Here is a 25,494-nt window from a genome sequence, read left to right on the forward strand (position 1 = left end):
CGCGCGCCGCCGGCTTGTCGCCCTCGCCCCCGCGCGCCGCGCCGGCGCCCGCGCCACCCGCGCCGCGCCCGCCGCGCCTCGAGGCGCCCTTGCGCGCGATCGGCGCCACCTCCACCAGGTCGCCGTCGAACGCGCCGTTCATGCAGGCGGCCGGGACGAAGTACTCTCCCTCCGCCGTCTGCACGAAGCCGAAGCCCCCGGCGCGCGCCACGAGCACACCGCGGGGGTGGGAGCGCGGCGTGCGCCGCGTATGAGAGCGGGTGCGACCCATGCGCCTCGCCGCTAGGCCAGCGGGACCAGCGCGTCCAGCGCGTCGGCGGCGGAGCTCGCCACGTCGATGGCGACCAGGCGCTGCGTGTCGGAGTCGGGGTCGGAGCCCGGTCCCACCACCGTGCTCGGCACCACGCCGATGCCGTCGATGTCGTGCCCGAGCGGGGTGCGGTAGTAGGCCGCGGTGTAGCGCACGGCGCCGCCGAAGCTCAGCTCGCGCACCACCTGCACCGAGCCCTTGCCCAGGGTGGTCTCGCCCACCACGGTGGCGCGCTGGTTGTCCTGCAAAGCCGCCGCGAGGACCTCGGCCGCCGCCGAGGTGTAGCCGTTGACGAGCACGACGAGGGGCGCCTGGGTCACGGTCACGCCCGAGGCGGTCTTGGTGGTGGTGCCCTCCACCGTCTGGATCTGCACGAGCACGCCGCTCTGCACGAACAGGCTGGCCACGTCGACCGCCTGCGTGAGGTAGCCGCCGGGGTTGTCGCGCAGGTCGAGCACGAAGGCGGCGGCGCCCTGCGACGTGAGGCTGCTCACCGCGTTCTTCACCAAATCAGACGAGTTCTGCGTGAACTGGCGCAGGCGGATGTAGCCCACGTCTCCCGTAAGGCCCGTCGACAGGTTCGCCTCCTCGAAGCGGCGGCACGTGAGCGTGGTGGTGAACTCGGAGCCCGTCTCGGCGTCGAGGCTGACGGGATGCATCCACGTGATGGTGACGCTGTCGCCGTCCTCGCGGGCCAGCGCGTTGACCACCTCGGTCATCGTCCACTCATGGCTGCTGTCGCCGTCGATGGCCTCCACGAAATCGCCCTGCACCACGCCCTTGGCCTCGGCCTCCGAGCCCTCGAACACGTCGACCACGTAGGCGCGCCCGTTGTAGTCGGAGAACAGAACGCCGATGCCCGCGTACGAGCGGTCGGCCGTCTCCTTGATGTACTTGGCGTAGCGGTCGGGGTCGAAATAGGTGGCGTACGGGTCGTTCGTGGCCTTCATCAGGGCCGAGAGCATGCTGTTGGCGGCCGTCGACACGTCGTAGACGTCCAGGCTGTTCGCGTTGAGCAGATCCTCCACCTCGGACACGCGCATCGCGGCCGAGTCGTAGGTCGTCTTCTTCGTCGCGCTGCCCGCGCCTGCGGCGTCCTCTTCCTGCGAGAGCGGGAAGCCGAGCGAGGCCACGAACGCCGTCTGGCTGCGCACGAGGAAGCCCGCCGCGAAGGCGATCACCACCGCGATGAACACGCAGAGCACGCGAGCGGCGCGCTTGCCGCGCATCCGCTCGCGTGAGGTGACCGACGCCTGCTTCTTGCGCCGCGCGTTATGTCGAGGAGACTCCCCCATGCCTTCCGCCCGACGCGCCCGCTAGACCTTGAGGTAGCGGCGCATGGCGAGCGCCGAGCCGAACAAGCCGATGATCAGGCCCGCCACCACCAAAGCGGCGTAGATGAACAGGTACATGGTGCCCTCGATGTTGAAGTTGAGGAACATGAGCGCGCTCTGCAGCTGCGGGATGGCGAACATACGCAGAAGCTGGATGGCGCCCACCGCGAGCAGCGAGCCGATGATGGCGTGCAGCGCGCCCTCCATGAGGAAGGGCCCGCGGATGAAGCCGTTCGACGCGCCCACGAGGCGCATGATGGCGATCTCCTTGCGGCGCGCCAGGATGGCCAGGCGGATCGTGTTGTTGATGAACACGAGCGCGATGAAGATCAGAAGCACGATGAGCGCGGCGCCCACGTAGCGCACGTAGTTCGTCAGCGTGAGCAGGCGCTTGGTGGTGGTCGACCCGTACTTGACGGAGTCAGCCACGTCAGCGGGGTCCTCGCAGATGCGGGTGTACGTCTCGTCCGCCACGATCGCGTTGGCCACGCCCTCGACCAGCTGCGCCTCGGTCAGCTCCACGTCGATGGAGGCCGGCAGCGGGTTCACGCCGTCGAGCTGGTCGATGATCTCGGGGTTCGAGGTCATCGAGTTGCGGAAGTTCTCGAGCGCCTGGTCCTTCGTGGTGAACGACACGCTCGCCACGCCCTCCATGTTGCGGATGTCGGCCATGACCTTGTCGATGTCGGCCTGGCTGGCATCGTCGGCCACGTAGGCCGTGATGGACACCTCGTCCTCAACCGAGGACAGCAAGCGGTCGATCATGACGCCGCCCACCAAGAACACGCCGATGATGAGCAGCGAGAGGAAGATCGTGACGATGGAGCCCAACGCGGTGGAGAGGTTGCGGGTAAAGCCCTGCAGGGACTCCTTGAAGAAATAGCCAATGCTAGACATCGAAGCCGTACACCCCCCTGTCCTGGTCGCGCGTGAGGTGCCCGCGGTCGAGCGCGATGACGCGGCGACGCATGTTGTCCACCATCTCGCGGTCGTGCGTGGCGACCAGCACCGTGGTGCCCGTGCGGTTGATGCGCTCGAGCAGGTCCATAATGCCGCGCGAGGTCTGCGGGTCGAGGTTGCCCGTGGGCTCGTCGCAGATCAGAAGCGGTGGGCGGTTCACGATGGCGCGCGCGATGGACACGCGCTGCTGCTCACCGCCGGAGAGCTGGTCAGGCTTCTTGTTGAGCTTCTCCTGCAGGCCCACCAGGCGCAGGACCTCGGGGACCTGCGTCTTGATGACGTGGCGGCTCTTGCCGATGACCTCGAGCGCGAAGGCCACGTTCTCGAACACCGTCTTGTTCGGCAGGAGCTTGAAGTCCTGGAACACGCAGCCGATGTTGCGGCGCAAATACGGCACACGCCAGTTGCGCATGGTGGAGAGGTCCTCGTCAGCGACGAAGATGCGCCCCTCCGAGGGCTTGATCTCGCGCGTGAGCAGCTTGATGAAGGTCGACTTGCCCGACCCCGAGTGCCCCACGAGGAACAGAAACTCGCCCGCGAAGATCTGCAGGGAGATGTCCGAGAGAGCGGGCTTGTTGGGCTGGGCGGGATAGATCTTGGTCACGTGGTCGAAGGTGATGACAGGCGTGCCCATCTGGCCGGGTGTGTCATCAACCTCGAGCACGGGCAGTGCCTGCGATAACTGGGAGGTTATCTGAGCACGGCTTTGGGGTTGAGCTTGGCGCGCGTGGCCGGCATGGCGGCCGCGACGCGGCGTGAGCTCCCCCCGGCTCGTTTCATTCGTCACAGTTTGCTCCGTTCAAGTAGTCATTATGCACTGAGACGTACAAATTCTAGCAGACGCCCTATCGGGCCCTGACCGTCTTCACAGCTTCAACAATGGCAGCGGCATCAAGCTCGAAGTAGGCGAGCAGCTCCTCGAACTCGCCCGACTTGCCGAATCGGTCGCGCACGCCCACGAACTCGCAGGGCGCGGGGTGCTTGCGCGCCAGCAGCTCGGCCACGGCCGACCCGAGGCCGCCGATGACGGAGTGCTCCTCGGCGACCACGACGCGGCGTGTCTTGGCAACCGAGGCCAAGATGGTTCCCTCGTCGAGCGGCTTGACCGAGAACGCGTCGATGACCTCGGCCGACACGCCTTCTGCGGCGAGGGCCTCAGCGGCGGCAAGCGCCTCGCGGATCTCCACGCCGCACGCCACGATGGTGACGTCGGCCCCCTCGCGCAGCACGTAGGCGCGGCCGAGCTCGAGCTCCACGTCGTCGTCGTACACGCACGGCACGCTCGCGCGGCCCATGCGCACGTACACCGGGCCCGGCGTGGCGGCGGCGAGCTTGAGCGCCGCGCGCGCCGCGGCGTAGTCGGCGGGCACGAGCACGCGCATGCCAGGCAGCCCGCGCATGAGCGAGACGTCTTCGAGCATCTGGTGGCTGCCGCCGTCGGGGCCCACCGAGATGCCCGCGTGCGTGGGGGCGATCTTCACGTTGAGATTGGAGTAGCACACGGTGTTGCGGATCTGGTCGTAGGCGCGGCCCGTGCCGAACACGGCGAACGAGCCCGTGAAGGCGATGTTCCCCGTGAGGGACAGGCCCGCGGCCACGTCGATCATGTTCTGCTCGGCGATGCCGCAGTTGAACAGGCGGTCGGCATGGCCCGCGTCAGCGAGCTTCTTGGTGGTGGTCGACCCGGAGAGGTCGGCGTCGACGGCGACGACGGGCACGCCCGCGTCGGCGAGCTCGGCGAGCGTCACGCCGAACGCCGCGCGCGTCGCCTTCTTCGTCTGGGCCTGTTCGGGGGTTGCAAGCTTAACCACGATCGTCCTCCTCTATGCGCGCGCAGCTTGCAGGTCGGCAAGCGCGGTCTGAAGTTGCTCTGCGTTGGGGGCCTTGCCGTGCCAGCCGGCCTGGTTCTCCATGAACGACACGCCCTTGCCCTTGACGGTGTGCGCGATCACGGCGTGCGGGACGTCCCCGCCGGCGGCCTTGGCGGCGCCGAATACCTCCACAAGCGCTTCCAGGTCATGCCCGTCGACGTGGGTGACCTCCCACCCGAAGGCGGCGAACTTGGCGCCGAGGTCCTCGGGACTGCACACGTCGGTGATCTTACCGTCGATCTGCAGGCCGTTGTTGTCGACGATGGCCACGAGGTTGCCGAGCTTGCGGTGCGCGGCGAACATGGCCGCCTCCCAGACCTGGCCCTCCTCGCACTCGCCGTCGCCCAAAAGCGCGAACACGCAGCCGGCCTCGCCGTCGAGCGCCAGGCCCGCCGCCGTGCCCGCCGCGATGGACAGGCCCTGGCCGAGCGACCCGGTGGACACCTCGACGCCGGGGACCATGCTCGAGTCGGGATGCCCCTGCAGGCGCGTGCCGAGCTTGCGCAGCGTGGCGAGCTCGTCGGTCGGGAAGTAGCCCGCGTGCGCGAGCGTGGCGTAGAGCGCGGGCGCGGCATGCCCCTTGGCGAGGAAGAACCAGTCGCGGCCGGCCATCTGGGGGTCGGCGGGGTCGTGCTCCATGACGCCGCCGAAGTACAGCGCCGTCAGGATGTCAGCGCACGAGAGCGAGCCTCCGGGGTGCCCGCTTCCCGCCTCGGCGATCATCGACACGATGTCGATGCGGATGCCCCGCGCCTGAGATTCCAGTGAACGAGAGTCCATGCTGTTCCTTCCCTCATGAGAATGTCGCGCTTATATTATCATTACTGCTATGGCTGTCGCAGGTCGGATCGTAACGTCAGCGAGAAGCTCTGACGTGTTTCAGATAGCCCCGCCTTTGGGCCAAGCGGCCTTCGTGCCGCGCCGCGCCCGAAGGCGCCTCCCTACTGCGAGACGCGCCACTTGTGGAATCCGATGACGAACTCCTCCAGGTCGCCGCCGAGCACCGCGTCGACGTTGCCCGTCTCCACGCCGCTGCGCAGGTCCTTCACCATCTGGTAGGGGTAGAGCACGTAGTTGCGTATCTGGCTGCCGAACGAGTTGTCCATGCGCTCGCCGCGCAGCGCGTCGATCTCCTCCTGGCGCTTGCGCTCCTCGAGCTCGTAGAGCTTGGCGCGCAGCACGCGGAAGGCGGCCTCCTTGTTCTGGAGCTGGCTCTTCTCGTTCTGGCAGGTGACCACGATGCCCGTGGGCTCGTGCGTCAGGCGCACGGCCGAGTCGGTGGTGTTCACGCACTGCCCGCCCGGACCGCTCGAGCGGTACACGTCGACGCGCACGTCGGCGGGGTTGAGGTCCACCTCGATGTCGTCGGCGAGCACGGGAAGCACCTCGACGCCCGCGAAGGTGGTCTGGCGGCGCGCCTTCACGTCAGTCGGCGAGATGCGCACGAGGCGGTGCACGCCGATCTCGCTGCGCAGCATGCCGTAGGCGTAGCGCCCCTCGATCTGGATGGTGGCCTTGTCGAGCCCGATGCCCTCGCCGGGCACCACGTCGAGCGCGGTGACCTTCCAGCCCTTCGCGTCGGCGTAGCGCGTGTACATGCGCCAGAGCATCTCGGTCCAGTCCTGGGCCTCGAGGCCGCCCTGCCCGGGGTTCACCGTGAGGATGGCGTCGCCCTCGTCGAACTCGCCCGAGAACCACGAGGTGATCTCGAGCGCGGCGAGCTGCGCAGCGAGCGCGGCGGTCGCCTCGGCGTACTCGTCGGCGAACGCCTCGTCCTCGCTCGCCAGCTCGAGCGCCGCGCGGGCGTCCTCGAGGGTGGAGACGGCCTCGTCGTAGTCGTCGATGGTGGCGCGCAGGTTCGACGCGCGCTTCGACACCGCGCTCGCGCGCGCCGCGTCGTTCCAGAACGCCGGGTCGGACGCCTGCTCGTCGAGCTTTCTCAGCTCGGATGACTTGTCGTCGATGTGGAGGAAGGCGCGCGCGTCAGCCACGCGCGCCGCAAGCTCCTCGAGCTCCTTGTTCTCTTTCTCAGCCATGTCGTCTTTCTCGTATCGCCAAACTCCCAACCGCGGCAACCGGCACACCGCCGCGAAGCCGCCCGCCCCGCCGGGACGAACGTCTTTTGAGCGGGACCTACTGGTTCATGCCGTGGCACTTCTTGAACTTCTTGCCCGAGCCGCAGGGGCAGGGGTCGTTGCGGCCCACGTTGGCGAAGGGGTCGTCCTTGTCCTTCACGTAGGTCTGCGGCTTGGCCGGGGCGGGCTTGGGCACCGTGCTCGCCGCGGCGGCCGCGGGCGCGGCGGCGGCGCGCGCCGAGCGCATTCCCGAGGACTGGAGCGCCGATTCGGGCGAGGAGTAGCTCATCTTGCGCTCGAGCGGGTTCTCGGCGTTGATGGACTCCGGCGCCGGCGCGGCAGTCGCGATCTCGAGGCGCAGCAGCGTGCGCAGGTAGTCGTCGTACATCGAGCCGGTAAGCTTCTCGAAGGCGTTGTACGCCTCGTTCTTGTACTCCACGAGCGGGTCGCGCTGACCGAAGGCGCGCAGGCCGATGCCCGTCTTGAGGTAGTCCATCTCGGAGAGGTGGGCCATCCAGCGCGTGTCGATGATGCGCAGCATCACCTGGGCCGCGAGGTTCTTCATGAGGTCGTGCCCCAGGGCGTCGGCTTTCTCCGCGTATACCGCGCCGAGATACTCCTCGATGGCCTCCGCCACCGCCGCGGGGTCGTCGTCGTGGTCGAGCGCCGCCACGCTGAAGCCGGTCCGGCCCGTCATGTTCGCCACCCAGAGGTCGACCGCCTTCACGTCCCAGTCGTCGCTCGCGACGCGGTCGGGACAGTTCTCCGCCACCACGGCCGCCGCGGCGTCGGCGATGATCTCGGGGATGCGCTCGGACATGTCCTTGCCGTCGAGGATGGCGTTGCGCTCCTCGTAGATGGCCTTGCGCTGCAGGTTCATCACGTCGTCGTACTCGAGCACGTTCTTACGCGCTGAGAAGTGCATCGACTCCACCTGGCGCTGCGCGCTCTCGATGGACTTCGACACCATGGAGGCCTGGATCGGCATGTCGTCGGTCATGTCGGCCTTCTGCATCATGTTGGAGATGGAGTCCATCTTCGAGCCGCCGAACAATCGCATGAGGTCGTCCTCGAGCGAGAGGTAGAACTGCGTGGTGCCCGGGTCGCCCTGACGGCCGGAGCGGCCGCGCAGCTGGTTGTCGATGCGGCGGCTCTCGTGGCGCTCGGTGCCGATGACGCACAGGCCGCCCGCCGCGCGCACCTGCTCCTGCTCCGCGGAGCACACCTTCTTCGCGTCGGCGAGGGCGCTTGCGCGCTGCTCGGGCGTGGGGCAAGCCGGGTTCGGCGCGCCCTCCTCGGTGAGCGCGGGGGCCTCCGGGTCAAGCCCGCGGGCGCGCAGCAGGTCGTCGGCGAGCACGTCCGGGTTGCCGCCGAGCAGGATGTCGGTGCCGCGGCCGGCCATGTTGGTGGCGATGGTGACCGCGCCGGTGCGCCCAGCCTGCGCCACGATGTGCGCCTCGCGCTCGTGGTGCTTGGCGTTCAGGGTCTCGTGTCTGATGCCGCGCTTGTCGAGCAGGCGGCTCAGGCGCTCGGAGTTCTCGATGGACACCGTGCCGATCAGGCAGGGCTGCCCCGCTGCGTGGCGCGCGGCGATGTCGTCGGCCACGGCGTTGAACTTCGCCTCGACCGTGCGGTACACCAGGTCGTTCTCGTCGACGCGCACCACCGGCCGGTTCGACGGGATGGCGACCACGCCCAAGTTGTAGATCTGGCGGAACTCCGACTCCTCGGTCATGGCGGTGCCCGTCATGCCGGAGAGCTTCTCGTAGAGGCGGAAGTAGTTCTGCAGCGTGATGGTGGCGAGCGTCTGGTTCTCCTCGCGCACGCGCACGCGCTCCTTCGCCTCGAGCGCCTGGTGCAGGCCCTCGGAGTAGCGGCGGCCCTCCATGATGCGGCCCGTGAACTCGTCGACGATCTTGACCTCGCCGTCGATCACCACGTAGTCCACGTCGCGGTGGAAGAGGAACTGGGCCTTCAGCGCCTGCTGCAGGTGGTTCGCCAGCTGGCCGGACGGGTCGGCGTAGATGTTGTCGATGCCGAGCATCAGCTCGATCTTCTCCAGGCCGCTCTCGGTGGCGTTGATGGTGCGCTTGGCCTCGTCCATGTCGAAGTCGACGCCCTCCTTGAGCCCGGGCATGACGCCGGCGAAGCGCTTGTAGGTGTCGGCCGCCTGCGTGCCCGCGCCGGAGATGATGAGCGGGGTGCGCGCCTCGTCGATGAGGATGGAGTCGACCTCGTCGACCACGGCAAAGTGGTGCCCGCGCTGCACGCGGTTGCTCCCGCGCGTGACCATGTTGTCGCGCAGGTAGTCGAAACCGAACTCGGAGTTCGTGCCGTAGGTGACGTCGGCCTTGTACGCCGGAATCTTCGAGGCGGGGCGCATGCCGTTCTGGATGAGGCCCACCTCCATGCCGAGGAACCTATAGATCTGGCCCATCCACTCGGAGTCGCGCTTGGCGAGGTAGTCGTTCACGGTGACGATGTGCACGTTGTGCCCGGGGATGGCGTTGAGGTAGCCCGCCAGCGTGGAGACGAGCGTCTTGCCCTCGCCGGTCTTCATCTCGGCGATCTTGCCGTCGTTCAGGGCCATGCCGCCGATGAGCTGCACGTCGAAGTGACGCAGGCCCGTGGTGCGCCGGGATGCCTCGCGCACGGCGGCGAACGCCTCGGGCAGAAGCGCGTCGAGCGGCTCGCCCGCCGCGTGGCGCTCGCGGAAGGCCGGGGTGAGGGCGCGCAGCTCCTCGTCGGAGCGCGCCTCCATCTCAGGCTCGAGCGCGTTGATCTGCTCTACGACCTTCTCGTAATTCTTGAGCTGCTTGCCCTCGCCGAGGCTGAGCAGCTTGGAAAGAAATCCCATGTCGTGTTCCGTCCTTCTCCTGGGAAGCGGTTTCGCCGCGCGGACCTCGCGCGATGCGCGGGCCTGCGGGAAAGTACAAGCCTCCTTATTCTAATGCACCCCACCTCAACGCGGCGGAATTACATACGACCGCCAAGGAGCGAAGAGGCGCCGCGGGCGGCGCGAGGGCGCGAGGGCGAGGGCGCGCGGGCGCGGGGGCGCGGGCGCGGCGGGGCGGGGCGGGCCCCCTCATGCGAGCGGCTCCTCCGTCTCGATGATGGAGCGGTACAGCTCGACGGTCTTCGCGGAGGGGTCGATCCCCAGCTCGTCGGAGAGGAAGCGGCGGCAGGCGAAGTACGTCTCGATCGCGGAGGCGCGCTGGTCGGCGGCGACCTGCGCCTCCATGAGCGCCAGGTAGGCGTCCTCCCGCGCGGCGTCGCGGCGCAGCGCCTCGCGCGCGAACCACACCGACCCGCGCGCCTCGCCGCGCTGCGAGAGCCGGATCGACGTCGCGATCAGCCCGTCGATGAGCTGCACGCGGTAGCGGTCGCGCATCGAGGCGATGATCTCGTTGTCCTCCTCCCCCGGCATGAGGTCGTCGGCGTACACGTCGCACACCTGCGCGTAGAGCTCCTCCCACCCCTCGGACTCCGGCACGCCGAACAGAAGCGTGCGCGAGAGCGCCTCGAAGGCGGCCACGTCGCTCGTCACGAGCCGCGGGTCGAGCCGGCACCCGTTCTGGCTGCGGATGAGGTACGGGCAGTGCTCCCCCACGCGCAGCGCGCGGTTGAGCTTCGACCAGATGCTGTAGAAGTTCTTGCGCGCCGCCTCCGGCGTGGCGGCCGGCCACATCAGCGCCGCCAGGCGGTCGCGCGCGACCTCGCGGCCACGGTTGAGCACGAGCATGGCGAGCAGCGTCCTGGTCTTGACGCGGCTGAAGGCGCGCGGGTCGACGAGCTCGTCGCCGATGCGCGCCTCGAGGCCGCCGAACAGGCGCACGAACAGGGTGGGCACGGCGGTGCGCGCCGTTATCGCGTAGGCGGCCGACGTGTCGTGCGCACGGAACGGGTCGGGGTGCGCGAGCTGGAACTCCCGCCGCTCGCCGCGGCGCGCGTCCTGGGAGCGCCGGTAGCGCTCGCGCTGCCCGATGCACGCCACCTCGGCGCGCCGCAGCGTCGCCGCCGTCGCAGGCGCGGGGGCGAACGCGGCGAGGCGGCCGTCGCGCGCCACCGCTCGCTCGAGCGCTTCGCTGGCGGCGAGCGCATACCAGCTCGGCGCGCCGTGGGCGCAGGCAGCCGCGAGCGCGGCGCCGACGAAGGAGGCGATCATGTCGGCGGCGAGGCGGCCGTCCGAGGCGCGCAGGCCGACGAGCTGGCTTGCAAGCTGGCCGGTGCCGTCCTCGCAGGCCAGGTCGTCGAGCAGCCACGCCGCGCCGAGCAAAAGCGCGTTTCGCAGGCCGCGCGGGCAGGCGGGAGAGCCTGAGGCGTCGGCCGCCGCGGCGCGCTCCCACGCCCGCAGCCGCTCGCCCGCCTCGGGCGCGGCGGCGAGGCGCGCAAGCAAAGGCCACGCCATCGTGTCGTCGGCGGCGCGGGCCGTCTCCTCGTCAAGCGGGGTGCGGGACGTCGGCGCCATGAGCCCTTCGAGCGCCAGCACCGCGCGCTCGCGCACCTCGGGCGCGCCCTCCCGCGCGAGCAGCACGTTCGCACGCACGCGGTCGAGCGGGGAAGCGGCCGAGGAGCGGGTCACGCGCCGCGCGTAGGCGAGCGCCTCGGGGACGTCGTCGAGCATGAGGCACGCCCAGCCGCGCAGGCTCGAGAGCACGTCGTGCATGCCGGTCGCCCCGCGCGCCACGTCCTCGTGCATCTCGCAGAAGGCGTGCGCCTCGCCGTGCTCGAGCAGCTCCCAGCCGTGCGCGCACGCCCACGTCGCGGCCGCGCCCTTCGCCGCGAGCGCCACCATGAGCCGGCAGGCCCGCACGAGCCGCCCGCGGGCGAAGAGCTCCTCGGCGAGGCGGGCGGCGAGCTCATCGCGGGCAGAACACGCCGAGGCCGCCGCCATGTCGTCCATGCGGTGCCCGAAGGCGACGCCGAGCTCGCCCGCCTCCAAGCTGACGGCGCGGTACGTTCCCGCCCTCCCGTCGATTCCCAGAAACGCGTAGCCGTCCTCGAGCAAGCGCGCGATCTCGCACGCGCGCTCGCACGGCAGGAATACGGCCAGGTCCTCCACGCTCCCCTCCCCGAGCGCGAGCAGCACGAGCATGCCGAGGCGCACGTCGCCGGGAAGCTCCTCGCGCCGCACGCCCTCCATGAGCGTGCGGGCGCCCCCTTCGCCCCACCGCAGGCACGCCACGCGCTCGCCCGGCGCGCAGGTCCGCCGCAGCTCCTCGCCCATGCGCCCGCTCGCCACCTCGCAGGACAGCTCCTCGTCGCTCAGCAGCAGGTCAACGCCGCGCAGCAGCATGCGGTCGCGCAGCAGCGGCGCGAACGAGTCAGCGGAGGGCACGCAGGTCACGATCACCTCGATCCTGCGGTCGAGCAACGCGTCGACGAGGCGCGCGAACGAAAGCGTGCGGTCGTCGTCGAGGCGCGGCACGTCCTCGCACACCACGAGCGCCGCCTGGGGATCGAGCCTGCACACGGAGCTCAAGAGCACGTCGGCGTCGAGGTCGCGCAGAAAGCACGGGGAGCGGCCGTTGATCCAGAACACGTGCTGGAACGAGCACACCACGTCGGCGTACTCGAAGGCGAGGGCGGACTTGCCGAAGCCCGCGGGCGCCACCACGAAGCGCGCCACATGCCGGTCGCGCAGAAGGCGGGCGATCAGATCAGAGCGGGAGAAGTGGCGGCGCGCGATGACGCCTTCGGGGCGACGGCCTCTGCAGCAGCAGGCCTCGACGAACGTGGGCACGGATGCGCTCCTCGTCTGCCGAGGGGCGCATCAGCTGGGAGCAACGCGCCATGCTAGGCAAAGCCCCCTGCCCAAGCAAGGAGGACACATGTGCGCCCCGTCGGGCGCATCGCGCGCGACAGCTGCGCTGAGCGCGCGAACCCGTCTTTGGGCACAGCAGAAGAACTGTCCCGAAAGACGGGTTGGGATAGGTGATGGGTTAGGTGGCGCGAAGCGCCGATTCCCTATTTGCCGAGCATCTTGGCGATGCGCTCGGAGTACGGGATGTCGGCAAGGCCCGCCTCAGCGGCCAAGTCGACCACCGGCGCGTCGTTCCACAGCGCCTCGAGGCGGTAGTACTCGCGCGTCTCGGGCATGAACACGTGCACCACGATGTCGCCGTAGTCCAGAAGCGACCACGAGCCGTCGCCGGACACCTCGCGGTGGCTCGGCTTGACCTGAGCCTCCTCGCGCAGCTTGTCCTCGATCTCGTCGATGATGGCCTCCACCTGGCGCGAGTTGGCGGCGGTGACGATCACGAAGTAGTCGGTGACGCCGATGAGCTCGCGCACCTCCTGCACCATGATGTCGGTGGCCTTCTTCTCGTCGGCCGCGCGCGCGGCGATGATGGCGCACCTGCGCGAAAAAGCAGCCTGCTCGGCAATCTTGTCGGTCATTTCCTTCCTTTCTTCTTACGCGGATGCGCGTTTTGGTAGCGCGCAGCGTAGGCGTTCCAGATAGCGATCGTGTCGGGGGCGAGCGCGCTGCCCCGGTCGAGCATGAGCACGAGCCAGTGGCGGTACGTCAGGAAGAAGAGGTCCTCCAGGCTCGCCTTCCCCACCTGCGCGCGCAGCTCGTCGACCGGCCCGAACGTGCGGCCGGGCTCGAGCGCGTCGGCGATGTAGACTACCATGTCGAGCGGCTCCATGTCGAGGGCGCCGACCGTGTGGCGGTCGATGGCCCGTATGACGTCGGCGGGTATCGCGGGGAACGCGCGCGCAAGCGCCACCGCAGCCGTCATGCCGTGCAGCACGCGCGGGATGGCCAGGTACTCCGGGGGGACGTCCATCCCCAGCTCGCGCACGCGCGCGAGCATGCCCTCGTCGTCGTAGCCCTTGTCCCAGTCGTGCAGAAGCCCCGCGAGGCGCGCCTTCCGCTCGTCGACGCCGTAGGCCCGCGCGAGGCGCTCAGCCGTCTCGGCCACGCCCTCGATGTGCTCGAGGCGCTTGGCGCTCACGCGGTCGCGCAGCTCGGCGTGCCGCGCGCGATAGAACTTCCCGCCCAGCGGATCAGCCGCCATCGCTTGCGCTCCCTTCTCGTTCCCTTCGCCAGCTGCGCTGGCTGCACCGGCCGCGCCAGCCGCACCGGATCCGTCGGCTACGCGCTTCCCGCCAGCTTCGCCGGCCGCGTCAGGTTCGCCAGCCCCGCCGGCCGCCCCCTCCCCGCCCGGGCCGCCCGCAGCCGCGCGCGCCGCCTTCGTCGCGTAGGGCGCCGCGCCTTCTCCGCGGTACAGCTCGTGCCGGTGCACGTAGTCGCATACCGCCAGCGGCGTGAGGTAGCGCAGCGAGTAGCCCGCATGCACCCGCGCGCGCAGGTCGCTCGACGACACGGACAGCGCCGTCACCTCGACGTAGCTCACGTCGTAGTCGCCCAGGCTGGCAAGCTCCTCCTTGAACGCGTCCGTCACCACGTAGCCGGGGCGCGTGACCGCGATGAAGCGCACGAGCGAGGCGATCTCCGCGCTCTTGCGCCAACGCGCGATCGACAGGATGGAGTCGGCCCCCGTGATGAAGAAGAGCTCGACGTTTTCGGGGTAGTGCGCGCGCAGGGCCCGCACGGTGTCCACCGTGTAAGTCACGCCGCCGCGGGCGATCTCCATGGCGCTCACGTCGAAGTGCGGGTTGGGCAGCGCGGCGAGGCGGCACATCTCGAGGCGCATCCGCCCCGGCGTGACGTCGCGGTCGCGCTTAAAGGCGGGGTTGCCCGTAGGGATGAACACCACCGCGTCGAGGCCGTACGCCTCGCGCGCCTGCTCGGCGCAGGCCAGATGCCCGATGTGGATGGGGTCGAACGTGCCGCCCATGATGCCGAGGCGCGCAGGCGCGCCGTCGGCCCCCAGGCTGTCGAAGCGCTCGCACACCGTCGGCGCGCCCGCGCCTGCCGGGCGCGCCGACGTGCGCGCGCGTCCCGTGTCTTCGCAGGACGCACTCACTGCGCGCGCACCTGCCCATCCCCGCGCAGGACGTACTTGTACGAGGTGAGCGCGTCGAGCGCGAACGGCCCGCGCGCGTGCAGCTTCTGCGTGGAGATGCCGATCTCGGCGCCGAGGCCGAACTGCCCGCCGTCGGTGAACGCCGTCGACGCGTTCGCGTACACCGCCGCCGCGTCCACGCGCGCCAGGAAGCGCTCGACGGCGTCCTCGTCGGCGGCCACGATGGCCTCGGAGTGCTTCGTGCCGTAGCGGTTCACGTGCGCGATGGCCTCGTCGACGCCGCTCACGCACTTGACGGCGATCTCGGGCGCGAGGTACTCGGTCGCCCAGTCCGCCTCGGTCGCGGCCACGCAGCGCACGTCCGGGCCCGCCTCCGCGGCGCACGCGCAGGCCAGCTCGTCGCCGTGCACGAGGACCCCGCGCGCTGCCAGCGCGGCGAGCGCACCGGGCAGAAACGCGCGCGCGACCTGCTCGTCCACGAGCAGCGTCTCCGCGGCGTTGCACACGCCGAAGCGGCGGCACTTCGCGTTGAGCACGATGTCGCGCGCCATCGCCAGGTCCGCCGAGGCGTGCACGTACACGTGGCAGTTGCCCGTGCCCGTCTCGATGACCGGCACGCGCGAGCACTCCACGCAGTGGCGGATGAGCCCCGCGCCGCCGCGCGGGATGAGCACGTCGACGATGCCGTGCAGCTGCATGAGCGCGTCGGTGGCCGCGCGGTCGGTGGTGGTGATGGCGCAGACGGCGTCGGCCGGCAGGCCCGCGCTCGCGGCCGCCTCCGACAGCACGCGCGCGATCACCTCGTTGGAGCGCGCCGCCAGGCTGCCGCCGCGCAGCACGCAGGCGTTGCCCGACTTCACGCAGATGCCCGCGGCGTCGGCCGTCACGTTCGGGCGCGCCTCGTACACCATGGCGACCACGCCGAGCGGCACGCTCACGCGCGTGAGGCTCATGCCGTTGTACAGCGTGCTCTCCATCTGCACGCGCCCGAGCGGGTCGGGCAGGCGCATGAGGTCCTCGAGCGCCGCGGCCATGGCCTCCACGCGCCCCTCGTCGAGCATGAGCCGGTCGAGGATCGACGCGCTCGTGCCCTTCTCGCGCGCCGCGGCCATGTCAGCAGCGTTGGCCTCGACGATCTCGCCCGCGTGCGCACGCAGGGCGGCCGCCATGGCCATGAGCGCGGCGTTGCGCGCCTCCGCGCTCGCCGCGCCCACCTCCGCGCTCGCCGCGCGGGCGCGCAGGGCCAGCTCCCGCACCTCGTTCTCGATGTTCACCTCGCCCATCTCAGGCCCCCTTCCGCTCGTAAGCGAATGAATGTTCCCATTATAAGCCAAACGCCCTTGGGTTGACGTACCGTCGGCGGTACATCAACCCGACTTTTTACTCGAAGACGACAAGCTCGTCGCGGTGCACCAGCGGGCGCTCCGCGAGCGGCGCCAGAAGCCGGTTGCCCAAAAGCGCCTCGCGGGTGCGCCCGCAGGCCAGCTCCACCTCGTCGCTCGCGAACGCCACCTTGCCGCGCGCCACGATATGCCCCGTCTCGTCCTTGATGTCGATGATGTCCTCGGCGTCGAAGCGCCCGTCGACGCGCGTGACGCCCACGCACAGTAGCGAGCTGCCGCGCTCCACGAGCGCGCGGTGCGCGCCCTCGTCCACGATCACCGCGCCGCGCACCGCGTCGCCGAGCGCGAGCCAGAGCTTCTTCGGCGTGATCTCGTGCGGCCGCTCGTTCGCCACGAAGAGCGTGCCCACGGGACGCCCCGCCGCCGCGTCCACCACGGCGTCGGGCCGGCGTCCGTGCGCGATGACCATGGGGATGCCCGCCACCATGAGCACGCGCGCGGCCTTGATCTTCGTGACCATGCCGCCCGACCCCACCACCGAGCCCGCGTCGCCCGCCACGCCCATGATGCGGCGGTCGATGCGCTCCACCTTCTCGATGAGGCGCGCGCCGGCCACCTTCGCGGGGTTCGCGTCGTAGAGGCCGTCGATGTCGGACAGGATCACCATGAGGTCGGCGTCAATGAGGCAGGCCACGAGCGCCGCGAGCGTGTCGTTGTCGCCGAAGCGGATCTGCTCGACCGACACCGTGTCGTTCTCGTTCACCACCGGCACCACGCCGAGCTCGAGCAGGCGCGAGAGCGTGTCGCGCGCATGCAGGTAGGCCGTGCGGTCGGCCGTGTCGCGGCGCGTGAGCAGCACCACCGAGGTGACGATGCCGTGCGCGGCGAAGGCGCGCGAGTACGCCGCCGAGAGCGCGCTCTGGCCCACCGAGGCCGCGGCCTGCAGGCTCGGCATGTCGGAGGGTCGCTTCGCGATGCCGAGCGCCTCCAAGCCGCACGCGATGGCCGCCGAGGTCACGATGACCGGCTGCCAGCCCGCCGCGCGCACGTGCGCGATCTGGTCGGCGAGCGCATCGAGGTAGGCGTAGTCGATGGAGCTCTCCGAAGTGGTGAGGGTCGAGGAGCCGATCTTGATGACGAGGCGGCGCGGGGTGGCCGCCGTCGCAGCCCCAGCTCCCGCCGCAGTCGCAGCCCCGGCTGCCGCCGCCGCTCCCGCAACCCCGTCGGCGGCCACCGCGCCGCCCCTGTTCTCAGCTTCGCACGTCATAGGTCAAGCTCCTGGTACACGTCGACGGCACCCTCGGGCGACTCGTACTCGAACGAGCGCCCCACGATGCGGATCTCGTCACCGTCGAGCGCGCCCGCCTTGCGCAGCGCGTCGTCCACGCCGAGCCGCTTGAAGCGGTGCTGCAGGAAGGTGACGGCCTCCTCGTTCTCCCAGTCGGTCTGCACCACCATGCGCTCGACGCGCGTGCCCGTCACGCGGAAGACGCCCGGGCCCTCCTGCGTGACGAAGAAGCGCGCCTCGCGGGCCTCGCGCTTGTGCTCCCAGATGTGGTCGTACTGGACCTCGGCGGCGGCGCGCTCGCGCGCGGCCTCGCGCAGCTCGTGCACCTTGGTGGCGATGGCGGCCTTGAGCGACTCGACGCCCTTGCCCGTGAGCGCGCTGATGCGGTAGAGCTTCGGGTCGATGGGGCTCGGCGCGAACTCGTTGCCGCCGGCCGCGGCGATGGAGTCGGCGCGCACGCGTTCCGCGAGCTGGGCGCACACCTCGTCGGTGCCCGGCACGTCGATCTTGTTGGCCACCACGATGCGCGGGCGCCGCCCCAGCTCCTCGGCGTAGAGCGCAAGCTCGCGGTTGATGACCTCGTAGTCCTCGAGCGGGTCGCGCCCTTCGTAGTCGCCCGTGAGGTCCACCACGTGCACGATGAGCGCCGTGCGCTCGATGTGGCGCAGAAACTCGTGCCCGAGCCCGCGTCCCTCGTGCGCGCCCTCGATGAGGCCGGGCACGTCGGCCACCACGAAGCTCAAATCCCCGCTCGTGGCCACGCCGAGGTTCGGCACGAGCGTGGTGAACGGGTAGTCGGCGATCTTCGGGCGCGCCGCGCTCATCTTGGCGATGAGCGAGGACTTGCCCGCGCTCGGCATGCCCACGAGCGCCGCGTCGGCCATGAGCTTCATCTCGAGCTCGATCCAGCCCTCCTGCGCCGGCTCGCCGAGCTCGGCGAAGGCGGGCGCGCGGCGGGTGGAGGTGACGAAGTGGATGTTGCCGCGGCCGCCGACGCCGCCGCGCGCCACCGTGACCCGCTCGCCGTCGTGCGTGAGGTCGGCGATGAGCTCGCCCGTTTCCTTCTCTTCCTCGAAGTACTCGCGCACCACCGTGCCCACCGGCACCTTCAGCACCAGGTCGGCGCCTTGGGCGCCGTGCATGCGGCTGCCGCGGCCGTGCGTGCCGCGCTCGGCCTTGAAGTGGTGCTTGAAGCGGTACTCGATGAGCGAGGACACGCTCGCGTCGGCCTGCACGATGACGTTGCCGCCGTGCCCGCCGTCGCCGCCGTCAGGCCCGCCCTTGGGCACGTGGGCCTCGCGGCGGAACGACATGCAGCCCGCGCCGCCGTTCCCGCCGCGCACGTTGATGCGCACCTTGTCTATGAACATGGAGGATAACCTTTCGACCTCTGCGTCAAGCGTCCGCATGGGACGGTTTTGGCCTACTTTACCAACAAAAGTGCCCCCTGACGAGCAGAGGGCACCAAGAAGCAACTATTGAGCGGCTGCAGGGGCTTTTACGCCTCGGGGCGCACGTGCACGCGGCGCTTGACGCCGCGGGTGAAGTCGACCTTGCCGTCGCACAGGGCGAACAGGGTATCGTCGCTGCCGCGGCCGACGTTCTCGCCCGGATGGAAGTGCGTGCCATGCTGGCGGACGATGATCTGGCCCGTCTTGATGGTCTCGCCTGCGAACTTCTTGACGCCGAGACGCTTTGCGTGGGAGTCGCGGCCGTTGCGAGTGGAGCCTAAGCCTTTTTTGTGTGCCATGAGTAATTCCCTCCCTTACGTTACTCGGCGGTAGCGGTACCGACGGACGTGATCTGGACGCGCGTAAGCTGCTGGCGATGGCCGCGCAGCTTCTTGTAGTTCTTGCGCTTCTTGAACTTGAAGACGAGCTGCTTCTCGCCCTTGAACTGCTCGAGCACGGTGGCGGTGACCTTCGTCTCGGCGGCCTTCACGGGGTCGGCCTCGACCTTGTCGCCGTCGACGACGCAGATGGCCTGAAGCTCGACGGTGGCGCCGACCTCGGCATCGAGCTTCTCGATGTTGATCTTGTCACCCGGGGCAACCTTGTACTGCTTGCCGCCAGTCTTTACGATTGCGTACATGTCTTCTACTCCTCATTTGAAATAAACGCAAGGCGATAGCTTAGCAGCGTGACCGTAGCAAGTCAACCAAGCCCCGTGAAGCCCGAGGCGGCTGTCCGTATGCACGATCCCCGCGTATCATCGCACTTATTCCGAAGCTGCACCTTTTTGGCGCAACCTTGAAGATGATAGCAGATAATCGCCCGCTCCGCGCCGAGAACTTGCGGGTTTTTTTCGCCAGCCTGCACGGGGTGCGAGCGCGGCTGCGCGGCTGCGGGGGCGCGGGACGCGGGCGCGGGGCGCGGGTGCGGGGTGCAGGCGCGGGCAACCTCGCGGCCCGCAGCCGCCTGCCGCGGGTCGGCCCGCTAGTGCGCCTCGGCCCAGGTCGCGCCCCAGGACACGTCGACGCTCAGGGGGACCGCAAGCTCGACGACGCCCTCCATCACCTCGCGCACGAGGGCGGCCAGGCGCTCCACCTCGCCGGCGGGCACGGAGAAGTCGAGCTCGTCGTGAACCTGGATCATGAGCTGCGCCTCAAGTCCCTCCGCGCGCATCCGGCGCAGGCACTCCGCCATGGCCAGCTTGATGATGTCGGCCGCGCTGCCCTGCATGGGGTGGTTCATGGCCGTGCGCTCGCCGAAGCTGCGCTGCTGGACGCTGCGCGCCCGCAGCTCGGCGATGTGGCGCTTGCGCCCGAACATGCTCTCCGCGTACCCGTTCTCCTTCGCCGCGGCCACCGTGGCGTCGAGGTAGGCGCGCACGCCGGGGTACGCCTCAAAGTAGCGGTCGATCATCTCCTTGGCCTCGCCGAAGGGGATGTCGAGGCTCTGCGAGAGCCCGTAGGCCTGCTGGCCGTACACGATGCCGAAGTTGACGGCCTTCGCGCGGCTGCGCAGCTCCGGCGTCACCTGGTCGACCGGCAGCCCGAACACGCGCGCGGCCGTCTGCGCGTGGAAGTCGGCACCCGAGTTGAACGCCGCCACCAGATGCTCGTCGCCTGACAGGTGCGCGAGCAGCCGCAGCTCGATCTGCGAGTAGTCGGCCGACAGAAACACGTCGCCTGAGCGCAGGGGCACGAACGCCGCGCGGATCTGGCGGCCGAACTCGGTGCGCACCGGGATGTTCTGCAGGTTCGGGTCGGACGAGGAGAGGCGCCCCGTGGCGGTGACCGTCTCGTTGAACTGCGTGTGCACGCGCCCGTCGGCGGCGCGCATGCGCGGCAGGGCGTCGATGTAGGTCGACTTGATCTTGGCGAGCTCGCGGTAGCGCAGCACCAGGTCAGGAAGGGGATGCACCTTCGCCAGCTCCTTGAGCACGCTCGCGTCGGTGGAGTAGCCGCGCTGGTTCTTCTTGAGGGGCTTAAGCCCGATCACCTCGAACAGGATGCGCGCGAGCTGCTTGGGCGAGTCGAGGTTGAACGTCTCGCCCGCCATCTCGAACACCTGCTCCGAGAGGGCGTCGAGCTCGACCTGCGTGCTCGCGCCGAGGCGCGCGAGCACGTCGGCGTCAAGCGCCGCGCCCGTGCGCTCCATCGAGGCGAGCACGCCCACGAGCGGCAGGTCGATCTCGCGGTACACGCGCGCGCTGCCGTCCTTCTCGAGCGCCTCGTCGAGCAGCGGCGCGAGCAGGCGCGCGGCGACGGCGTGCAGCGCGGCGCGCTCGGCGTCGGTCTTCACCTCGGGCAGCGCGCCGCCCGCGTACGTCTCCATGAGGGCCTCGTAGGTGTAGGCCGACGTGGACGAGTTGAGCGCGTAGGCCGCGAGCCCCACGTCGAAGGCGTCCACGCCGAAAAGCTCCGCGTCGGTGATGCGCGCCGCCTCGGCGGTGTCGGCCGGGTACGCGCGGCGCAGGACGCCCTTGAGGTCGAGCGCGGCGAGCCTCCCCTCCCGCACGACGCGCGCGAGCATGTCGGCCGCCTCGCCGCCCTCGAGCACCGCCGAGCCTGAGCCCGTGGCAAACGCCGCCGTGGCGCCTTCCGCGAACAGCGACACCTGCTCGGGCTCCTCGAAGGCCACGCCGATCAGCTCGCCGGCGCGCAGGGCGCCCTCCACCAGCTCGCGCGCCTCGGCGCCCTCAAGCACCGGCTCGAAGGAGAGCGGCGCGAACGTGCGCGCGGCCTCGGCGCCCACGAGCGCCAGCACGCGCGTGAGCGGGCTTGAGAGCGCGTACTTGCCGAAGGCCGCCTCCACGTCCTTCGCCTCGAAGCACGGGAAGCTCACCTCCTCGAGGTCGAGCTCGAAGTCCAGGTCGGTAACGATGGTGGCGATCCTTTTGCTCAGAAGCGCCGCGTCCTGGTTGTCGCGCAGGTTCTCGAGCTGCTTGCCCTTGAGCTCGCCGAGGTTGTCGTAGATGCCCTGCATGCTGCCGAAGCGCTGCAGGAGCTTCGAGGCCGTCTTGGGGCCGATGCCCGGCACGCCGGGGATGTTGTCGGACGAGTCGCCCATGAGCCCCAGGTAGTCGGGAAACTGCTCCGGCGTGACGCCGTAGCGCTCGACCACCTGGTCGGGCCCGTAGATGGCCACGTCGGTGATGCCCTTCTTGGTGGTGACGATGCGCGTCAGCTCGCTCGCCAGCTGGTAGGCGTCCTTGTCGCCCGTGACGAGCAGCGTCTCGAAGCCGAGCGCCTCGTCGCGCGCGGCGATGGTGCCCAAGATGTCGTCGCCCTCCCAACCGGGCACCTTCACCACCGGCACGCCCATGCTGGCGAGCAGCTCCTCCATCACGGGGAACTGCACGCGCAGCTCGTCGTCCATGGGCGGGCGCTGCGCCTTGTAAGCTCTGAGCTCCTCGATGCGGAACTGCGGCTTGCCCGCGTCGAACGCGCAGACGACCGCGTCGGGCGCGGCGAGCTCGACGAACTTGAGGAACATGGACAGAAAGCCGAACACCGCGTTGGTGGGCGTGCCGTCAGGGGCCGACATGGGCGTCTGGATGGCGTGGTAGGCGCGGTGCATGAGCGAGTTGCCGTCGATGACGGCCACCTTCTTCGACATGGAGGGTCCCTTCGTGAGAGCGTGCGGAAGCGTGTTTCGGGAAGAGTATACCCCACGCCCTCACTAGGCGCTCCAGAGGTAGCCCACTCCCCGCACGGTTTCCAGACGCTGGGCCAGCTCGGGGCCGAGCTTCGCGCGCACGCGGCGCACGTGCACGTCGACGGTGCGGCTGCCGCCGTAGTAGTCGAAGCCCCACACGCGGCGCAAGAGCGCGTCGCGCGAGTACGTGCGCCCGGGGTGCGTCACCAGGAAAGCCAGCAGCGCGTACTCCAGATACGTGAGGTCGAGCGGCTCGCCGGCCACCTTCACCTGGTAGGTCGCCAGGTTGATGGTCATGTTGTCCACCGTGATGAAGTCGGACGTGGAGCTCTCGTTGCCCGGCCACAGAAGCTGGCGGATGCGCGCCGCGCACTCCTCGGCGGAGGCGCCGTGCACCACGAAGTCGGCCTTCACCTGCACGGGCAGGCGGAACTCCGCGAGCTGCCCCTCGTTCACGATGACGAGCATCGCGGGCGCGCCGTCCTCCACCAGCATGGCCTCGGCCTGCGCCACGTTGCCGAGCGCGTCGCCGCGCGCCTCGTAGATCACCAGGTCGTGGTTCGGATGCGTCGAGAGCAGCTTCTTGAACTGCAAAGACGAGCCCGCCGCCACGTCCACGTCGAGCCCGGAGAGCACCTGCTGGAACTTGTGCGCGTTGTCCAGGCTGTCCGCGATGAATATGACGCTCTTGCGCTGCGCCATCACAGCACCGCCAGGAACCGGTCGAGCTCCCAGGGGGTCACGACGCTCTCGTACTCCCGCCACTCGGCGCGCTTGGCCGCCACGAGGTAGCTGTGGATGTGCTCGCCGAGCGTCTCGCGCATGAGCTCGCTTCCCTCGAACAGCTCGACCGCCTCGCCGAGCGTCTCGGGCAGAACGCCCACGCCGCCTGAGCGCAGGCCCTGCTGGGAGTGGACGAACAGGTTGTGGTCCTCGGTGGGCTGCACGAGCTCGAGCTCGTCCTCGATGCCCTTGAGGCCCGCCGCCAACATGACGGCGAAGGCGAGGTAGGGGTTCGCCGCCGGGTCAGGGCTGCGCAGCTCCACGCGGCAGGCGTCCTCGCGGTTGGGGCGGTACCCCGGCACGCGCACGAGGGTGGAGCGGTTGCGCTGGGCCCACGACAGGTAGGTGGGCGCCTCCCCTCCGGCCGCAAGGCGCTTGTAGGAGTTCACGAACTGGTTCGTGACCAGGCAGAACTCAGGCGCGTACTTCAGCAGGCCCGCGATGTAGTGCTTCGCTTCCTTCGAGAGGTTGTAGCCCCACGGGTCGCTCTCGTCGAAGAACGCGTTGCGGCCGTCGAGGTCGAACAGGCTCTGGTGCACGTGCATGCCGTTGCCCGGCGCGTCGGCGAGCGGCTTGGGCATGAACGACGCGTACACGCCGTGCTTGAGCGCGATCTCCTTCACCACCAGCTTGTAGGTCATCACCGCGTCGGCCATGGAGAGCGCGTCAGCATAGCGCAGGTCGATCTCATGCTGCGAGGGGCCCATCTCGTGGTGCGAGTACTCCACGGGGATGCCCATCTTCTCGAGCGTGAGCACCGTGTCGCGGCGCAGGTCGCTCGCGGAGTCGAGCGAGGTGAGGTCGAAGTAGCTGCCGCGGTCGAGCACCTCGGTGCCGCTCGGGTCCTTGAAGTAGAAGAACTCCAGCTCAGGACCAACGTTGAAGACGTAGCCCGCCTCGGTGGCCTTCTGCACCATGCGCTTGAGCACGTGGCGCGGGTCGCCCTCGAAGGGCCGGCCGTCGGGCGTCTTGATGTTGCAGAACATGCGCGCCACGGCGTTCGACTCGGGGCGCCACGGCAGCACCTGGAACGTCGAGGCGTCGGGGAAGGCGAGCATGTCCGACTCCTGGGTCTTCGAGAAGCCCTCGATGCAGCTGCCGTCGAAGCCCATGCCGTCGGCGAAGGCGTCCTCGAGCTCGCCGGGGACCACGGCGAACGACTTCATGGTGCCGAGCACGTCAGTGAACCAGAGGCGCACGAAGTGGACGTCACGGCCCTTGACCGTCTTGAGGACGAAATCTTGATCGGGATTGGTTACCACGGCGCTCCCCTTCTCTTCTCAGCTTAAAGTCACATTATAGCGGGCTATGTTACGAGGCGGTTACGCGGAGGGGCGGCCCAGACGCAAGAGGGCCCGCCCCTCGTGCGGGGCGGGCCCTCTCAGCGCGTTGGCATATGCGGGGCCCTTACGCCTCGGCAGCCTCCTCGGCGGCAGGCTCGGCAGCCTCTTCCGCAGCCGGCTCAGCGGCGGCGGCGGCAGCCTCGGCCTTGGCAGCCTCCTCGGCGGCCTTGGCGGCGAAGGCGGCGGCACGCTCGGCCTTCTTGGCGGCCTTAGCCTCGCGCTCGGCCTTCTTGGCAGCCTCGCGCTCGGCGATCTCGGCGGCACGGGCGGCCTTCTTGGCGGCCTCGCGCTCGGCGACGAGGTTCTTGGCAGAACCGAAGCGGTCAGCGAAGCGCTGGACGCGTCCGCCGGTGTCGATGAGCTTCTGGGTGCCGGTGTAGAACGGGTGGCACGCGTTGCAGATGTCGATCTTCAGCTCGGGCTTGGTGGAACGCGTGGTGAAGGTGTTGCCGCAGCTGCACTTCACGACGCAATCGACGTACTTCGGATGAATTCCTTGCTTCATGGGTTCACTCCTTGTGGGTTCTCTCCCTTGGTTTCCGACCAAGGTCAGCGCCTTGGTTTCCGACCAAGGCAGGACAAGCTTGTCTATATTACCAAACAAGGCAAGAAATGCAAGAGGGAAATAAAGTTTGGAAAGGGAAGAAAAAGAGGCGCAAGAAAAGAAGAACGACCTGCGGTGTTTAATCCCGCAGGTCGTTCGTAAAGTCAGCGAGGGTTCTTGCGGTGCCTGAGATAGCCCCTACAGCTCACTCACCCAGAGGCCGTGAAGGTTGCAGAACTCGTAGACGACCACGGGGGCGTCGCCCGCGGCGACCGTGAAGTCAGCGACGGGGGCGTCAGCCGGCGTGAGCGGGCGGACCTGGTAGCCCTTCTCTGTCACGAGGCAGATGAACTGGATGGAGTGCTCCTCGGTCATGGGATGCTCGACGCTGCCCACCTGCACGTGGACGTTCGCGCCGTCGACGGTGACGGCCGGCGCGTGCTTCTCGAGCGCCGCGTCAACCGCGCCCGCCACGAGCTCGACCATCTTCTCGCCGCAGCACACCAGCGGCACGCCCGCGTCGACGACCTTGACCGCGATGTTCCCGCAATGCTCGCACCTAAAGAACTTGACCTGCATGATGATTCTCCTTCGTCTCGTCTTGCTT

The 25,494-nt window shown here is 69.3% G+C and carries 21 protein-coding genes; all 21 read right to left on the minus strand.

The window, feature by feature from the left end:
• Nucleotides 1–211, minus strand: a 211-nt coding sequence (locus G7Y50_RS05305) for a hypothetical protein (RefSeq protein WP_241159496.1), incomplete at its 3' end; no start/stop codon positions are given.
• A gap of 71 nt (nt 212–282) precedes the next feature.
• Nucleotides 283–1,605 carry a S41 family peptidase gene (locus G7Y50_RS05310; RefSeq protein ID WP_165056759.1) on the minus strand — a complete coding sequence of 441 codons (1,323 nt, stop codon included), beginning with the start codon at nt 1,603–1,605 and terminating at the stop codon, nt 283–285.
• A 21-nt stretch (nt 1,606–1,626) separates the two neighbouring features.
• Nucleotides 1,627–2,541 (minus strand): permease-like cell division protein FtsX, encoded by a 915-nt coding sequence (gene ftsX / locus G7Y50_RS05315; RefSeq protein WP_165056758.1) that lies wholly within the window; start codon nt 2,539–2,541, stop codon nt 1,627–1,629.
• Nucleotides 2,534–3,238, minus strand: a complete 705-nt coding sequence (ftsE, locus tag G7Y50_RS05320; protein ID WP_206214779.1) for a cell division ATP-binding protein FtsE — start codon at nt 3,236–3,238, stop codon at nt 2,534–2,536. The genes ftsX and ftsE overlap by 8 nt, the downstream gene beginning before the upstream one ends.
• 211 nt (nt 3,239–3,449) lie before the next feature.
• On the minus strand, nt 3,450–4,415 hold the full coding sequence (locus tag G7Y50_RS05325; RefSeq protein ID WP_165056756.1) for a transketolase family protein: 966 nt from the start codon (nt 4,413–4,415) through the stop codon (nt 3,450–3,452).
• A 12-nt stretch (nt 4,416–4,427) separates the two neighbouring features.
• Entirely contained in the window at nt 4,428–5,255 is an 828-nt protein-coding gene (locus G7Y50_RS05330; RefSeq protein WP_165056755.1) for a transketolase, read from the minus strand.
• 161 nt (nt 5,256–5,416) lie between these two features.
• A complete protein-coding gene (gene prfB / locus G7Y50_RS05335) occupies nt 5,417–6,511 on the minus strand; it encodes a peptide chain release factor 2 (protein WP_165056754.1) in 1,095 nt (364 codons plus the stop codon).
• Between the two features lie 97 nt (nt 6,512–6,608).
• A complete protein-coding gene (gene secA / locus G7Y50_RS05340) occupies nt 6,609–9,407 on the minus strand; it encodes a preprotein translocase subunit SecA (RefSeq protein ID WP_165056753.1) in 2,799 nt (932 codons plus the stop codon).
• 228 nt (nt 9,408–9,635) lie between these two features.
• Nucleotides 9,636–12,293 carry a BTAD domain-containing putative transcriptional regulator gene (locus tag G7Y50_RS05345; RefSeq protein ID WP_165056469.1) on the minus strand — a complete coding sequence of 886 codons (2,658 nt, stop codon included), beginning with the start codon at nt 12,291–12,293 and terminating at the stop codon, nt 9,636–9,638.
• 224 nt (nt 12,294–12,517) lie between these two features.
• Entirely contained in the window at nt 12,518–12,949 is a 432-nt protein-coding gene (rsfS, locus tag G7Y50_RS05350) for a ribosome silencing factor (protein WP_165056468.1), read from the minus strand.
• Nucleotides 12,946–14,484 (minus strand): nicotinate-nucleotide adenylyltransferase, encoded by a 1,539-nt coding sequence (nadD, locus tag G7Y50_RS12195; protein ID WP_304518499.1) that lies wholly within the window; start codon nt 14,482–14,484, stop codon nt 12,946–12,948. Before nadD ends, rsfS begins: the two co-directional genes overlap by 4 nt.
• Nucleotides 14,481–15,767, minus strand: a complete 1,287-nt coding sequence (locus G7Y50_RS05365; RefSeq protein WP_165056467.1) for a glutamate-5-semialdehyde dehydrogenase — start codon at nt 15,765–15,767, stop codon at nt 14,481–14,483. Before G7Y50_RS05365 ends, nadD begins: the two co-directional genes overlap by 4 nt.
• Before the next feature lie 97 nt (nt 15,768–15,864).
• Nucleotides 15,865–17,094 (minus strand): glutamate 5-kinase, encoded by a 1,230-nt coding sequence (proB, locus tag G7Y50_RS05370; protein ID WP_165056466.1) that lies wholly within the window; start codon nt 17,092–17,094, stop codon nt 15,865–15,867.
• Entirely contained in the window at nt 17,091–18,485 is a 1,395-nt protein-coding gene (gene obgE / locus G7Y50_RS05375) for a GTPase ObgE (protein ID WP_165056465.1), read from the minus strand. Before obgE ends, proB begins: the two co-directional genes overlap by 4 nt.
• Before the next feature lie 128 nt (nt 18,486–18,613).
• A complete protein-coding gene (rpmA, locus tag G7Y50_RS05380; RefSeq protein WP_165056464.1) occupies nt 18,614–18,865 on the minus strand; it encodes a 50S ribosomal protein L27 in 252 nt (83 codons plus the stop codon).
• A gap of 20 nt (nt 18,866–18,885) precedes the next feature.
• On the minus strand, nt 18,886–19,206 hold the full coding sequence (gene rplU, locus G7Y50_RS05385) for a 50S ribosomal protein L21 (RefSeq protein WP_165056463.1): 321 nt from the start codon (nt 19,204–19,206) through the stop codon (nt 18,886–18,888).
• 344 nt (nt 19,207–19,550) lie between these two features.
• Entirely contained in the window at nt 19,551–22,178 is a 2,628-nt protein-coding gene (gene polA / locus G7Y50_RS05390) for a DNA polymerase I (protein ID WP_165056462.1), read from the minus strand.
• Between the two features lie 63 nt (nt 22,179–22,241).
• Nucleotides 22,242–22,919 carry a winged helix family transcriptional regulator gene (locus tag G7Y50_RS05395; protein WP_165056461.1) on the minus strand — a complete coding sequence of 226 codons (678 nt, stop codon included), beginning with the start codon at nt 22,917–22,919 and terminating at the stop codon, nt 22,242–22,244.
• Nucleotides 22,919–24,262, minus strand: a complete 1,344-nt coding sequence (locus tag G7Y50_RS05400) for a glutamine synthetase family protein (protein WP_165056460.1) — start codon at nt 24,260–24,262, stop codon at nt 22,919–22,921. The genes G7Y50_RS05395 and G7Y50_RS05400 overlap by 1 nt, the downstream gene beginning before the upstream one ends.
• Before the next feature lie 145 nt (nt 24,263–24,407).
• On the minus strand, nt 24,408–24,848 hold the full coding sequence (gene rpmE, locus G7Y50_RS05405; protein WP_165056459.1) for a 50S ribosomal protein L31: 441 nt from the start codon (nt 24,846–24,848) through the stop codon (nt 24,408–24,410).
• 237 nt (nt 24,849–25,085) lie between these two features.
• Nucleotides 25,086–25,466, minus strand: coding sequence for a desulfoferrodoxin family protein (locus G7Y50_RS05410; RefSeq protein ID WP_165056458.1), 381 nt, complete (start codon nt 25,464–25,466; stop codon nt 25,086–25,088).
• Nucleotides 25,467–25,494: the final 28 nt, after the last annotated feature.

It is taken from the genome of Adlercreutzia sp. ZJ176, from assembly GCF_011038975.1.
Taxonomy (GTDB): Bacteria; Actinomycetota; Coriobacteriia; order Coriobacteriales; family Eggerthellaceae; genus CAAEEV01.